Below are 13268 nucleotides of genomic sequence, written 5' to 3' on the forward strand. Positions count from 1 at the left end.
CCGATGGTCCGCGTGACCACCCCGGGCGTCCGGCTGCTGCCGAACGCCATCACCGTGCTGGCGCTGTGCGCGGGCCTGTCGGCCGTGCAGTTCGCGCTGACCAGGAACTACGGGATGGCGATCGCCTCGATCGGCATCGCGGCGGTGCTCGACAGCCTGGACGGCCGGATCGCCCGCCTGCTCGACGCGACGTCGAAGATGGGCGCGGAGCTGGACTCGCTGTCCGACGGCATCTCCTTCGGCGTCGCGCCGGCGCTGGTCATCTACGTGTGGCAGACCGGCGCGGACCGGATCGGCTGGGTGGCGTCGCTGATCTTCGCCGTCTGCATGATCCTGCGGCTGGCCCGCTTCAACACGCTGCTGGACGACACCGAGCAGCCGCCGTACGCGAGCGAGTTCTTCGTCGGCGTCCCGGCGCCCGCGGGCGGCCTGCTGGGGATGCTGCCGCTGGTCGCCTCCCTGCAGTGGGGCGAGGGATGGTGGTCGTCGCAGTACGTCGTGTGGGCCTGGACGGTCGCCATCGCGGCCCTGCTGATCAGCCGCATCCCGACGCTGTCGCTGAAGACGGTCAAGGCACCGGCCAAGGCGATCGCGCCGCTGCTGCTCGGCGTGGCCCTGCTGGCCGCGGCGATCATCCAGTTCCCGCTGGTCGCGCTGGTCGTGGCGATGGTGCTGTACCTGGCGCACATCCCGTACTCGGTCTACCGGCACCGCTGGCTGGCCGCGCACCCGGAGGCCTGGACGGTCCCGCCGCGCGAGCGCCGCGCCATCCGCCGCGCCCGCTCCACCCGCCGTCTCGGCCTGCGCCCGCCGCTGCGCCGCCGGGTGGCAGGCGCGGCGATGCGCGCGGTCAGGTTGCCGCGCGAAACGGTCCGCACCCCCCGAAGCAGCGAAAACGGCCAAGGCCCGCGCCGCCGCACCTGGCGCCAGATCGGCCTCCGCCGCAAGTAGCGTGTCGTCCCTCCAATCACGCGAGATGACCTTCCAATCACGCGAGTTCCGTCCCCAATCACGCGAGTTCCGTCCCCAATCACGCGAGACACGGGCCGGGTCACGCGAGATCGGGCGCTGATCACACGAGTCGGCCGTTCCGGTCCGGCGATCACCCGTGATTGAAGGGCCATCACGCGTGATTGGGGGGACGACACGGGTTCTCGGCTCCTCCGGGGACGCCGGATCGCTAGGGTGAACGGCGTGAGCCACCCGCAGATCACGCTGACCGTCCGGCACACGCCGTCCGCGCTGGACACCCGCCGGGGCGTCGTCCGGCTGCATCCCGAAGTCCTCGACGCGCTCGGCCTGCGGGCCTGGGACGCCGTGCACCTCACCGGTGCCCGGGTCAGCGCCGCGCTCGCCGCCCCCGCCGACGAGACCGGCGTGCCCGGGGTGCTGCTCACCGACGACGTCACGATGTCGAACCTGGGCGTCACCGAGGGCTCGGAGGTCGTCGTCGCGCCGGCCGAGGTCGCCGCGGCGAAGACGGTGACCGTCGCGGGCTCGCGGCTGGCCAGCGTCTCGCTCAGCCCGCACATGCTGCGGCTCTCCCTGATCGGCAAGGTGCTCACCGTCGGCGACGCCGTTTCGCTGCTGCCGCAGGACCTCGCGCCGTCGCCGGGGTCGGACCCGGCCGGCCTGCGCGGCCAGCTGTCGCGGGCGATCGGCGCGACCTGGACGAACGAGCTGCTCACCGTCACCGCGGCCGAACCGGCAGGCACCGTGGCGGTCGGACCGTCCACAGTGGTCACCTGGCGCGACGGGGTGCGGCCGGCGCCGGAAGCCGCCGCGCCCCGGACGGCGACCGCGCTGGTCCGCACCTCCGCCGTCACCGCGGCCGAGGAGTGGATCGACGCCGAGATCGTCGAAGACGAGGTCACGGTCGAAGAGGTCGCCGAACCGGCCGTGCCGCTGGCCGACCTCATCGGCGCCGAGACGGCCGCCCGCAAGCTCGCCGAGTGGTTCGACCTCGCCTTCCAGCGGCCCGAGCTGCTGGCGCGGCTGGGCGCGCCCGCCCACCTCGGCGTGCTGCTGTCCGGCCCCGAAGGCGTCGGCAAGGCGACGCTGGTGCGGTCGGTGGCCCACGACGCGGACATCCGCGTGGTACCGGTGGCCGCGCCGAACCTCGCCGTGCTGGACCCGAACGTCGCGGTGGCCCGCCTGCGCGAGGCGATCCGCTCGGCCAACGGCCCCACCGTGCTCCTGCTCACCGACGTCGACGCGCTGCTGCCCGCGGCCACGCCGCCGCCGGTGGCCACGGTCGTGCTCGAAGAGCTGCGGACGGCGTTGCGCCGCGAGCGGTTCGCCGTCGTCGCGACCACGGCCCGCGCGGAGTCGGCCGACCCGCGGCTGCACGCCGCCGACCTGCTGGACCGCGAGCTCGGCCTGGCGCTGCCGGACGCGAAGACCCGGCGAGAGCTGCTGAACGTCCTGCTCCGCGACGTCCCGCTCGATTCCGGCATCGACTGCGGTGTACTCGCCGAGCGGACGCCGGGGTTCGTCGCGGCGGACCTGATCGCCCTGCGCCGGGACGCCGCACTGCGGGCGGCGCTGCGCCAGCGCGACACCGACGAGCCGCGCATCTCGCAGCAGGACCTGCTCGACGCGCTGGCCACCGTCCGGCCGGTCTCGATGTCCACTTCGGACAACCTGGCCACCGGCGGGCTGACCCTCGACGACGTCGGGAACATGGTCGACGTCAAGCAGTCCCTCACCGAAGCCGTGCTGTGGCCGCTGCGGTACCCGGACTCGTTCGCCCGGCTCGGCGTCGAACCGCCGCGCGGGGTGCTGCTGTACGGGCCGCCCGGCGGCGGCAAGACGTTCCTCGTGCGGGCGCTGGCCGGCACCGGCGCGCTGAACGTCTTCGCGGTCAAGGGCGCCGAGCTGATGGACAAGTGGGTCGGCGAGTCCGAGCGCGCGGTGCGCGAGCTGTTCCGCCGGGCCGCGGAGGCCGCGCCGTCGTTGATCTTCCTGGACGAGATCGACGCGCTGGCCCCGCGCCGCGGGCAGTCGTCCGACTCGGGTGTCGCCGATCGCGTGGTCGCGGCCCTGCTCACCGAGCTCGACGGTGTCGAGCCGATGCGCGAGGTCGTCGTCCTCGGGGCGACGAACCGGCCGGAGCTGGTCGACCCGGCGCTGCTGCGGCCGGGACGGCTGGAGCGCCGCGTCTACGTGCCACCGCCGGACGCCGAGGCCCGCGCCGCGATCCTGGCGGCGAGTTCGAAGAACACGCCGCTCGGTTCCGATGTGGACCTCGCCGCGGTGGCGTCCACTCTGGACGGTTACTCCGCCGCCGACTGCGCCGCGCTGATCCGCGAAGCGGCGTTGACCGCGATGCGCGAGTCTCTGGAGGCTCGCGAAGTCACCGCAGCGCACCTCGACGCGGCCCGCAAGACCGTCCGGCCGAGCCTCGACCCGGCCCAGCTGGCCGCCCTGGAGGCCTACGCGAAGAACCAGGCCGGTGACTGAAGAGTCGACACGCGTGATTCAGGAGTCGACACGCGTGATTGAAGGGTCGACACGACGCCGGTTACCCGGCCACACCGTGTCGACCCGCTGATCACGCGTGTCGACCCGCTGATCACGCTGAAGCCGGAAGTCAGCTGCCCTTGGGGCTGTTGGTCCCGTAGTCCTTCGTCACGATGACGATCACGCCGGGGGACGCGTCCTGGATGCCCTCGAACCGCGGCTCGGCCTTGAAGCCGAACTCCTGCGCGAGCTGCTTCGCGGCCGCTTCCTCGTCGGTGCCCGGGCGGTAGTACGCCGTCGTCGCCGGGATGGTGCCGTACGGATAACCCTTTTTCTCGGTGACGTTCCAGCCCGCCCGGGTGAAGTCGTCGGCCGCGCGGGCCGCGAGGCCCTCGATCAGCGAGTTGTTGTAGACCCGGACGGTCACCCACTTGTTGGACGCCTGCTGGTCACCGCCCGGCTGGCCGGGTTTGGGCGACGTCGGCTGCCCGGGCGGCGGCGAGGCCGGCGACGACGGGGTGGGCGAAGCCGGAGTCGACGGCGGCGTGGCCGTTGACGACGTGGCCGGCGGCGACGACGTCCCGCCGGACGTGCCCGGCTGCGTCGAAGTGCCGCTCGGTCCAGCTTCGTTCGCTCCGTCGCCCCCGCTCAGCGCGGAGATCCCGCCGATGACGGCGGCGACGATGGCCACGCCGACCAACACGACGCCCGCGGCCTTCATCGGCCGTGACATACCCGAAAACACGCTCATTTCAGCTCGATCCCCAGTCGCCGGGCGCCACGTTTGCGCTGCCGGGCGGCGCGCGTCTTGCGCAGCCGCTTCACCAGCATCGGGTCGGCCTCGATCGCCTCCGGCTTCTCCAGCAGCTTGTTCAGCAGCTGGTAATAGCGCGTGGCGGACAGATCGAAGCGCTCGCGGATGGCGTTCTCCTTCGCCCCGGCGTGCCGCCACCACTGACGCTCGAAGGCGAGCATCTCGACCTCGCGTTCGGTCAGGCCGGGCACGGGCTTCGGCGGCGACGGCTGCGGCTCAGCCATCGACTCCGCGGCGTCCATCCGGGTCCCTCTCAATCGGGCGTCATGGCGAATCAGACCTAGCTCCTCCGCGGGCGTCATTCAACCACGGATCAGCACGCCGACGTGGGCATCGACGTCGGCGCGTCACGGTCTGATGCAGGTCTACCAGAGGGGTCCGACTAAACTGGCTCGCCGTGACCATCCACCCCATCGTTATCGCCGGCGAACCCGTGCTGCACCAGCCGACTCGGGAGATCACCGAGTTCGACGAGAAGCTGCGCACGCTCGTCGGCGACATGTTCGAGACGATGTACGCCGCCGAGGGCGTCGGCCTGGCGGCCAACCAGATCGGCCTCGACCTGCGGGTGTTCGTCTACGACTGCCCGGACGACGAGGGCGTGCGGCACAAGGGCGTCGTCGTCAACCCGAAGCTGGAGACGTCGGAGATCCCGGAGACCATGCCTGACCCGGACGACGACTGGGAGGGCTGCCTGTCGGCGCCCGGCGAGTCGTACCCGACGGGCCGCGCCAAGTGGGCGAAGGTGACCGGCTCCGACGTCGACGGCGCCCCGATCGAGGTCGAGGGCACCGGCTACTTCGCGCGTTGCCTGCAGCACGAGACCGACCACCTCGACGGGTACATCTACCTCGACCGCTTGGTCGGCCGGCACGCGCGCGCCGCGAAGAAGATGTTGAAGCACAACAAATGGGGCGTCCCGGGCAACTCGTGGCTCCCGCCGCGCACCCCCGAGGACGACGGCGCCGTCATCTGACCGACAGGTCCGTGAATGGCACATTGAGGGACTTAGAGTCCCTCAATGTGCCATTCACGGACCTTTCAGCAGCCGAGGAAGTGGCAGCGGACCACCCGCGGGGTCTCCAGGACCGCGCCGGCCTTGACGTCCCAGGCGAGCCGGACGTACTGGGCGTGCGTCCAGGCCAGCGGGGTCGCCGACGTCGTCGGCGTACCGGCCGGGAAGCCGGTCTGTCCCGACGGCGGGTTCTCGTCCCACACCTGCTCCGGCATGGTCTCCGCCGAGCTGCTCACCCGGCCGAGGTCACGCAGCCGCCGCGCGGCCGACGCGGGATCGCCGAGCGTCAGCTCGTACTCGCCGCGTTCGCCGGCGAGCAGCGGCCACAACCGCCCGAACGTCGTGCGGCTCTCCGCCGGGAACGTGTAGTCCCACGGCGAACCGTCGGCCTGCTCGCCGTAGCCGTCCTTCGTGTAGCGGTGCCAGAACTGGCCGGTCGGCGTGGTGAACGCGATGTTCTTGTCCGTGACGCGAGTGCTGTTCCGGATCACCGGGTCGTCGGCGCGGTAGACGCCGAGCCGGACCAGGTCGAGAAAACCCGCGTCGGCGACGGCGCGCTGGTCCATCGTCACGCTGGAGTTGCCGAGGTTGTACGTCGTCCCGGCGTTCGCGTTGCCGTCCTTGGTGAGCCGGACGAAGTACGGGTCCTTCGACAACGGCCCGTTCGTGGTGATCGTCTGCTTCGGCAGGTCGGCCTTGAACTTGTCGGCCGCGGCGAGGTACCGGGCGGCGTCCGCGGACGCGCCGTTGTGCGACGCCAGATCGGCGGCGCAGACCAGCCCGGCGATCACCGACGCGATGGTCGACGGGGACCAGCCGTCCTGCTCTTCCCAACGCTCCTGCTGCGTGTACGGCGACGCCTGCCCGTTCGGCCCCCGGTACCCGAGGATGAAGTCGGCGGCCTTCCGCACGCCGGGCCACAGGTCGGTCCGGCCGAGCTGCTGGGCCAGCACGATCGGGAACGACGTCTCGTCGAGCTGGATCGACGTCCAGTACGGCACGCCGTCGACGCGGCTGTTCTGCGGCAGGTGCCCGTCGGGCTGCTGCTGCGTGCCGAACATGTAGGTGACGGCACGGTTCGCGGCGGCCGTGTCGCCGCCGGCGGCCAGCCCGGTCGCGATCTGGTAGAGGTCACGCGGCCAGACCAGGTGGTAGGTGCCGGACGGCGACCACTCCGGGTCGTTGTTGCCGAACCGCCACGGCATGCTCGGCGACGCGATGAACGCGCCCGGGTGGTGCTTGTCCTCGCTCGCGGCCAGCGTCAGCATCGACGCCTTGTAGAGGTCGCGTTCGGCGCGGGTCTTCAGCGACGACGGCGGCTTGCTCACACCACGCAGGTACTGCTCCCAGCCGCGGTCGTACGCGCGGGTGATGTCGCGGACGCCGCGTCGCTGCGACGCCTGCGCGCTGCCGAGCGCGTCGGCGGCCTTCGCACCCATGCCGAGCGCGAGGGTGACGTGCCGGTTCCACAGGCCGTCGGCGGTCGTCTGCCCGGCGAGCACGACGTTGCCCTTCGCGGCGCTGTCGTACTGGGTCAGCTTGAACGTCTTCGCGAGCTGCGTGTTGCCGTCGGACACGCCCGCGTAGCCGACGCTGGTTTTCGTGAAGGCGGGCTTCGCGGTCAGGGCGGCGGCGTTCGCCGCGTCCTGCGCGGTGACGGCGTCCCCCGAACGGGCGGCCGAGTCGTCGGAGCCGTCGTTGGTCAGGTCCGGGTCGGCGACCGCGTAGAGCTGGTAGGGCCGCCCGGTGAGCGACTGGAAGTCGACGTCGACCAGCACGGTCGTGGCGGCCGGGTCGGTGACGTAGGTCTTGCGGAGGCGCCAGCGGTGCTGGTCGTCGGTGATGGTCTGCTCGTAACTCAAACTGTCGTCGCCGGTCCGCCGGACCTGCTGCGACTTCGCCGAGTAGTCGGTGACGGCGAAGCCGCGGCCGTCGGTGACGACGAAGTTCAGCGACCGGACGCTGGGCGTCGACAGGTCCGGGTAGTAGACCTCGGACAGCTGGCCACCCTGGAGGGTGAACCAGACGTTGCTCGACCGGTCGTGCGCGGTGCCGAAACCGGTCTTGTTCGCCGGGAGCCAGCTGGGATGGGCACCCGGGGCGCCGGGAGCCTCGCCCTGAGCTGCCGCGATCCCCGGGATCAGGCCGGTGACCAGCAGCCCGGCGAGGGCGCCGAACATGAGTTTGCGCATATCAACCCCACAGAAAGATCGCCTCTGCACCGTTACAGAAGCGCCTGGCAGTCTGCCGCCGATTTCTGCCGGATACATGCCCCAATCCGGTGAACCACTGACCGTCACTGATCGGGCGGCCGGTTCTCCAGCAGCGAACGGCTTTCCCGCCGAACCGGGCGCACACTTGTAGTACCTGCAACGGTGTAATCGAGGTGCCCATGGACGACGCGATGGACGCTTACTCGCGCGCGGTCAGCAGTGTCGCGAAGACCGTCACCCCGCACGTCGCCGGGGTGCAGCTCGGCCGCGGCAGCGGCTCGGCGGTCGTCTTCGCCGAAGACGGCCACCTGCTCACCAACGCCCACGTCGTCGACGACCACCGGCGGGGCGTCGCGATCTTCGCCGACGGCAGCGAGGTGCCGTTCGACGTCGTCGGCGCCGATCCGCTGTCCGACCTCGCCGTGCTGCGGGCTCGCGGCGAGACCCCGCCGCCCGCGGTGCTCGGGGACGCCGACCGGCTCGTCGTCGGGCAGCTCGTCGTGGCCGTCGGCAACCCGCTCGGCTTCTCCGGCACCGTCACCGCCGGGGTCGTCAGCGCGCTCGGCCGCGCCCTCCCGGTGCGCCACGGCCGCGCCGGGCGCGTGATCGAAGACGTCATCCAGACCGACGCCGCGCTCAACCCGGGCAACTCCGGCGGCGCACTCGCCGACTCCGCCGGCCGCGTCGTCGGCGTCAACACCGCGGTCGCCGGAATCGGCCTCGGGCTCGCGGTGCCGATCAACGCGACCACGCGGCGGATCATCGACACGCTCGTCGTCGAAGGCCGGGTGCGGCGCGCGTACCTCGGCGTCGTCGGCGTGCCCGCACCGCTGCCGGACGACATCGCCGAGCGCACCGGGCAGAGCGCCGGGCTGCGCGTGCACGAAGTGGTCTCCGGCGGCCCCGCGGACCGGGCGGGCCTCCGGGCGGGCGACCTCGTGCTGACGGTCGGGCGCGCCCGAGTCTCGGACGCCCAGGGCATCCAGCGGCAGCTGTTCGCGGAAGTGATCGGCACCGCACTGCCGATCACCGTGCTGCGCAACGGCGCCATGGTCGACGTCTACGCCACCCCCGCCGAACTGGTCGGGTGAGGTGAGCGGACTTGAGTATCCCGCTCCGGCGTGGCATGGTCGGGGCACAACCAAACACCGCGGGAGCTCGCGCCATGGCGGGCTGAGAGGGTGACTTGCGTTTCGCAGGCGTCACCGACCGCATGAACCTGACCGGGTAATGCCGGCGTAGGGAGTGAAAGTCGTTGACGACGCTTGAGAACAATGCTGCCGTAAAGGTGACCACGGGTCCGATCACGGGCTCGCACAAGGTGTACCACCAGACCGAATCCGGGCTCCGCGTCCCGGCACGGCGGATCGACCTGTCCAACGGTGAGCACTTCGACGTTTACGACACTTCGGGCCCGTACACCGATCCCGACGCCGCGATCGACGTCCACAGTGGACTGCACCGGCTGCGGGCCGGCTGGGCCGACGGGCGCGAGCACAACACCCAGCTCGGCTGGGCGAAACAGGGCGTCATCACCCGCGAGATGGAGTACGTCGCCGCGCGGGAACGGGTTTCGCCGGAGTTCGTGCGCGACGAGGTCGCTCGCGGCCGCGCGGTGATCCCGGTCAACCGCAAGCACCCCGAGTCCGAGCCGATGATCATCGGCAAGAACTTCCTGGTGAAGATCAACGCCAACATGGGCAACTCGGCCGTCTGGTCCTCAGTGGAGGAAGAGGTCGACAAGATGGTGTGGGCCACCCGCTGGGGCGCCGACACGATCATGGACCTGTCCACCGGCAAGCGGATCCACGAAACACGCGAGTGGATCGTCCGCAACTCACCGGTCCCGGTCGGCACCGTGCCGATCTACCAGGCCCTCGAAAAGGTCGACGGGGATCCGGAAAAGCTGTCGTGGGAGGTCTACCGCGACACCATCGTCGAGCAGTGCGAGCAGGGCGTCGACTACGTCACCGTGCACGCCGGCGTGCTGCTGCGGTACATCCCGCTGACCGCGCGGCGCGTCACCGGGATCGTCAGCCGCGGCGGTTCGATCATGGCCGCGTGGTGCCTGGCGCACCACAAAGAGTCCTTTTTGTACACGCACTTCGAGGAACTCTGCGAGATCCTGCGGCAGTACGACGTCACGTTCTCCCTCGGCGACGGCCTGCGCCCCGGTTCGATCGCCGACGCCAACGACCGCGCCCAGTTCGCCGAGCTGGAGACGCTCGGCGAACTCACGCACATCGCGCGTTCGCACGACGTCCAGGTGATGATCGAGGGCCCCGGCCACGTGCCGATGCACAAGATCAAGGAGAACGTGGAGCTGGAGGAAAAGCTCTGCGGCGAGGCGCCGTTCTACACCCTCGGCCCGCTCGCGACGGACATCGCGCCGGGGTACGACCACATCACGTCGGCCATCGGCGCGGCGCAGATCGGCTGGTACGGCACGGCGATGCTGTGCTACGTCACGCCGAAGGAGCACCTCGGCCTGCCGAACCGCGACGACGTCAAGACCGGCGTGATCACGTACAAGATCGCCGCGCACGCCGCGGATCTGGCCAAGGGGCACCAGTACGCGCAGGAGTGGGACGACGAGCTGTCCAAGGCGCGTTTCGAGTTCCGCTGGAACGACCAGTTCAACCTCTCGCTCGACCCGGACACGGCACGGTCGTTCCACGACGAGACGCTGCCCGCCGAGCCGGCCAAGACCGCGCACTTCTGCTCGATGTGCGGGCCGAAGTTCTGCTCGATGCGGATCACGCAGGACGTCCGCAAGTACGCCGAGGAACACAGACTGTCCACTGTGGAGGCCATCGAGGCCGGCATGGCGGAGAAGTCGGCGGAGTTCTCGGAGTCGGGGAACAAGGTCTACCTCCCCGTGGTCGGGCCATGACACCACGGACGGCCCTCACCATCGCCGGGTCCGACTCCGGCGGTGGTGCGGGCATCCAGGCGGACCTGCGCACGTTCTTCGCCCACGGTGTCCACGGGCTGGTCGCGCTGACCGCGGTCACCGTCCAGAACTCCCTGGGCGTACAGGGTTTCACCGAGATCCCGGCCGACGTCGTCACCGCGCAGATCAAGGCGGTGGCGTCGGACATGGGCGTCAACGCCGCCAAGACGGGCATGCTGGCGACGGCGGAGATCATCCGCGCGGTCGCGAAAACCTTGGACGAAGTCGGGCCTTTCCCGTTCGTGGTCGACCCGGTGGCGGCGTCGATGACGGGACACGCCCTGCTGCGCGAGGACGCCCTGGAGGCGATCCGCACGGAGCTGTTCCCCCGCGCGACGCTGATCACGCCGAATCTCGACGAAGTCCGGCTGCTGACGGGTGTTTCCGTGGTCGACGCTGCTTCGCAGCGGACCGCCGCCGAGGCCCTGCTGGAGTTCGGCTCGCAGTGGGTCCTGGTCAAGGGCGGCCACATGCAGGGCACGACCGACTGCGTCGACCTGCTCTCGGACGGCCGTGAATTCATCGAATTGAGCGGACCGAGGTACATCACGGAGAACACCCACGGCGGCGGCGACACCTTGGCGTCGGCGATCACGGCATCGCTGGCGAAGGGCGCTTCGGTGCCGGACGCCGTCGCCGCGGGGAAGAAGTTCATCGAACGCTGCGTGGCCGAGGCCTACCCGCTGGGTGCGGGTGTCGGCCCCGTCTCGCCGTTCTGGGTGCTCAACCCCTAGGCAGTACCTGAGGCAGCACCGTCGTGAGCCCGGTCCAGTCCGAAGTGACCACCGATGCGTGCTGCTTCGCCAAGTCGGCGACACGCTGGTTGGCCTGCTCGACGGTCGGGTTGTGAGCGTCGATGGCCGGGGCGACGTTCTGGCCGTCGGTCATCACGACGTAGTAGTGGTTGGCGTCGTACCACCCCGGCCCGGTCTGGGTCACCCACGCGTTCGCGTCGCCGTCGAACACCACGAACCACGGCTTGAGGTCGGCGGTGTACTTGTCCCGCGGGTCTCCGCCGGCCGCGCCGTGCACGGTCGGGAAGATGTTCGCGTCGCCGAGCTTGCCGGCGTTCTTGAGGCCGACCAGGTACCGCGCGTACTCGACGTCCGTGTGCAGCGTGTCGGTCGGGTTCCCCTCCTCGACCGTGCCCGGGATGATCTCGGTGATCACGCGGCCCCGCAACGCGTCCACGGACGGCCAGTTGTCCGCTTTGGCCGCGTCGTCGAGCGTGCCGTAGCTCCCCAGCAGCTCGGCGGGACGGAAGGCGACGCTGCCGAGGTGCGAGCGGAACGTCGCGTCCAGCTCGTCCGGGCCCATCCCGGTGTTGTCCGAGAAGCCGGTCTTCATCTCCAGCTTGAGCGTGATCGGCGTGTGCCCGGGGTGGGCGGCCAGCCAGATCCGGATGTCGTCGAGGCAGTACTCCAGGTTCTTGTTCTTCCCGCCCGAATACAGCTGCGCCGCCGAAGTCGCCGCGACGCAGTTGTTCTGGTTCCCCAGCGGGTTCGAGTGGCTGACCTTCCACTCGTGGGTGAAGAAGTCCGGCCAGACGTCCAGCTCGATCAGCGACGAACCGGCGTCGAGCGCCTGGGCGAGGTAGCCGTAGGCCGCCGGGTCATACGTGTTGTGCACGCCGACGGTCGTGACGTGGGAGAGCTTCGGGCTGTCCGCGTTGGCGGCGGTCGCTCCGGAGAGAGTGAGCGCGGCCGTGAGGAATACCACCGAGAAGAGCTTCATCCAGGCTCCTTCGCCCGTGAACTGGTGAGTAGCCCCCACAATGTGCCACCGTGGTTGACTGTTGATGAAGCAAATGCGACCAGTTGGACTAGACCAGAAGTCGGGAAAACCATGACCACGAGCCCTCCTTCGGCGTTGACCATCGCCGGATCGGACTCCGGTGGCGCCGCCGGGCTCCAGGCGGACCTGCGCACCTTCCTGACGTGCGGTGTGCACGGTCTGGTCGCGGTCACCGCCGTCACCGTCCAGAACACCCTGGGCGTGCACGACCGAGCCGACCTGCCGCCGCACATCGTGGCCGGGCAGATCGAAGCCGTGGCGGCGGACATGGGCGTCGGCGCGGCGAAGACCGGCATGCTGGCCTCGGCCGAGATCATCCAGGCGGTCGCGATCGCGTGCGACAACGCGGAGATCGGCCGGAACGCCCGGATCCCGTTCGTGGTCGACCCGGTGGCGGCGTCGATGCACGGCCACCCGCTGTTCGACGCGGCCGGCCTGCACGCGCTGCGCGACGAACTCCTCCCGCGCGCGACCGTGCTGACCCCGAACCTCGACGAGGTCCGGCTGCTCACCGGGATGACCGTGACCGACCGCGAGGGCATGCACACCGCGGCCGTCGTCCTGCACCGGATGGGCCCGCGGTACGTCCTGGTCAAGAGCGGGCACCTGCAAGCCGACCCCGAGTGCGTCGACCTGCTCTTCGACGGCTCGACGTTCGTGGAGCTGCCCGGGCGGCGCTACGCGACCCCGCACACGCACGGCGCGGGCGACACGATGGCGTCGGCGCTCACCGCGGGCCTGGCCAAGGGGATGTCCGTCGTCGAGGCCGCGCGGTACGGCAAGTGGTTCGTCTCGCACGCCGTCGAGCACGCCTACCCGATGGGTGCCAAGGTCGGCCCGGTCTCGGCGTTCTGGCGGCTGGCTCCCGAAGAGCGCTGAGCGACCACCCGGCTACCATCCCTGCGCTTACTGATCCTTGACCGAAGCAGGGGGCGGCCTTGACCGGACGCGCGCGCGTCGCGAAGGTCCTCGAAGAGCTCGGCCGCCGCATGATTTTGCCCTGATCAGCGGTATGCG

11 protein-coding genes and 1 riboswitch are annotated in these 13268 nt (G+C 70.5%); of the genes, 7 read left to right on the plus strand and 4 right to left on the minus strand.

The genetic code is table 11. From position 1 onward, the window contains the following. Positions 1 to 3: 3 nt before the first annotated feature. Together pssA and A3CE_RS0119245 are read left to right on the plus strand one after the other, a co-directional pair. Entirely contained in the window at positions 4 to 951 is a 948-nt protein-coding gene (gene pssA / locus A3CE_RS0119240; protein ID WP_020641739.1) for a CDP-diacylglycerol--serine O-phosphatidyltransferase, read from the plus strand. Positions 952 to 1194: 243 nt separating this feature from the next. Next, a complete protein-coding gene (locus A3CE_RS0119245; protein ID WP_026468653.1) occupies positions 1195 to 3462 on the plus strand; it encodes an AAA family ATPase in 2268 nt (755 codons plus the stop codon). Positions 3463 to 3592: 130 nt separating this feature from the next. Here A3CE_RS0119245 and A3CE_RS0119250 read toward each other — a convergent pair whose 3' ends face one another. Next, complete coding sequence (locus A3CE_RS0119250; RefSeq protein WP_026468654.1) at positions 3593 to 4213, minus strand: LytR C-terminal domain-containing protein; 621 nt, start codon at positions 4211 to 4213, stop codon at positions 3593 to 3595. Then, positions 4210 to 4518, minus strand: a complete 309-nt coding sequence (locus tag A3CE_RS0119255; protein ID WP_020641742.1) for a DUF3263 domain-containing protein — start codon at positions 4516 to 4518, stop codon at positions 4210 to 4212. Before A3CE_RS0119255 ends, A3CE_RS0119250 begins: the two co-directional genes overlap by 4 nt. Before the next feature lie 155 nt (positions 4519 to 4673). Here A3CE_RS0119255 and A3CE_RS0119260 point away from each other — a divergent pair, with 155 nt between their 5' ends. Further along, complete coding sequence (locus A3CE_RS0119260) at positions 4674 to 5252, plus strand: peptide deformylase (RefSeq protein ID WP_020641743.1); 579 nt, start codon at positions 4674 to 4676, stop codon at positions 5250 to 5252. Positions 5253 to 5317: 65 nt separating this feature from the next. On the opposite strand, the gene A3CE_RS0119265 is transcribed toward A3CE_RS0119260, so the two are convergent. Then, positions 5318 to 7483, minus strand: coding sequence for a glycoside hydrolase family 15 protein (locus A3CE_RS0119265; RefSeq protein WP_020641744.1), 2166 nt, complete (start codon positions 7481 to 7483; stop codon positions 5318 to 5320). 200 nt (positions 7484 to 7683) lie between these two features. Here A3CE_RS0119265 and A3CE_RS0119270 point away from each other — a divergent pair, with 200 nt between their 5' ends. The 3 genes from A3CE_RS0119270 to thiD (A3CE_RS0119280) all read left to right on the plus strand — a co-directional run bounded on the left by A3CE_RS0119270 (position 7684) and on the right by thiD (A3CE_RS0119280) (position 11191). Further along, positions 7684 to 8595 carry a S1C family serine protease gene (locus tag A3CE_RS0119270; protein WP_020641745.1) on the plus strand — a complete coding sequence of 304 codons (912 nt, stop codon included), beginning with the start codon at positions 7684 to 7686 and terminating at the stop codon, positions 8593 to 8595. A 49-nt stretch (positions 8596 to 8644) separates the two neighbouring features. Next, a riboswitch (TPP riboswitch) is annotated at positions 8645 to 8765 on the plus strand. Next, positions 8760 to 10397 carry a phosphomethylpyrimidine synthase ThiC gene (gene thiC / locus A3CE_RS0119275; RefSeq protein WP_026468655.1) on the plus strand — a complete coding sequence of 546 codons (1638 nt, stop codon included), beginning with the start codon at positions 8760 to 8762 and terminating at the stop codon, positions 10395 to 10397. Its footprint overlaps the riboswitch before it by 6 nt. Then, positions 10394 to 11191 carry a bifunctional hydroxymethylpyrimidine kinase/phosphomethylpyrimidine kinase gene (gene thiD / locus A3CE_RS0119280; protein WP_020641747.1) on the plus strand — a complete coding sequence of 266 codons (798 nt, stop codon included), beginning with the start codon at positions 10394 to 10396 and terminating at the stop codon, positions 11189 to 11191. Before thiC ends, thiD (A3CE_RS0119280) begins: the two co-directional genes overlap by 4 nt. Here the strand turns inward: thiD (A3CE_RS0119280) and A3CE_RS0119285 are convergent. Next, a complete protein-coding gene (locus tag A3CE_RS0119285) occupies positions 11181 to 12191 on the minus strand; it encodes a phosphatidylinositol-specific phospholipase C domain-containing protein (protein WP_020641748.1) in 1011 nt (336 codons plus the stop codon). The genes thiD (A3CE_RS0119280) and A3CE_RS0119285 overlap by 11 nt on opposite strands. 111 nt (positions 12192 to 12302) lie before the next feature. On the opposite strand from A3CE_RS0119285, the gene thiD (A3CE_RS0119290) reads away from it, so the two are divergent. Continuing rightward, complete coding sequence (thiD, locus tag A3CE_RS0119290; protein WP_026468656.1) at positions 12303 to 13130, plus strand: bifunctional hydroxymethylpyrimidine kinase/phosphomethylpyrimidine kinase; 828 nt, start codon at positions 12303 to 12305, stop codon at positions 13128 to 13130. Positions 13131 to 13268: the final 138 nt, after the last annotated feature.

The sequence above is a fragment of the Amycolatopsis balhimycina FH 1894 genome (assembly GCF_000384295.1).
Taxonomy (GTDB): domain Bacteria; phylum Actinomycetota; class Actinomycetes; order Mycobacteriales; family Pseudonocardiaceae; genus Amycolatopsis; species Amycolatopsis balhimycina.

What these genes read in the sequence shown, in the direction of transcription:
- pssA (WP_020641739.1), top strand. Translation starts at nt 4, where the DNA reads ATGGTCCGCGTGACCACCCCGGGCGTCCGGCTGCTGCCGAACGCCATC.
- A3CE_RS0119250 (WP_026468654.1), bottom strand. Translation starts at nt 4,213, where the DNA reads ATGAGCGTGTTTTCGGGTATGTCACGGCCGATGAAGGCCGCGGGCGTC.
- A3CE_RS0119255 (WP_020641742.1), bottom strand. Translation starts at nt 4,518, where the DNA reads ATGGACGCCGCGGAGTCGATGGCTGAGCCGCAGCCGTCGCCGCCGAAG.
- A3CE_RS0119265 (WP_020641744.1), bottom strand. Translation starts at nt 7,483, where the DNA reads ATGCGCAAACTCATGTTCGGCGCCCTCGCCGGGCTGCTGGTCACCGGC.
- A3CE_RS0119270 (WP_020641745.1), top strand. Translation starts at nt 7,684, where the DNA reads ATGGACGACGCGATGGACGCTTACTCGCGCGCGGTCAGCAGTGTCGCG.
- thiD (WP_020641747.1), top strand. Translation starts at nt 10,394, where the DNA reads ATGACACCACGGACGGCCCTCACCATCGCCGGGTCCGACTCCGGCGGT.
- A3CE_RS0119285 (WP_020641748.1), bottom strand. Translation starts at nt 12,191, where the DNA reads ATGAAGCTCTTCTCGGTGGTATTCCTCACGGCCGCGCTCACTCTCTCC.
- thiD (WP_026468656.1), top strand. Translation starts at nt 12,303, where the DNA reads ATGACCACGAGCCCTCCTTCGGCGTTGACCATCGCCGGATCGGACTCC.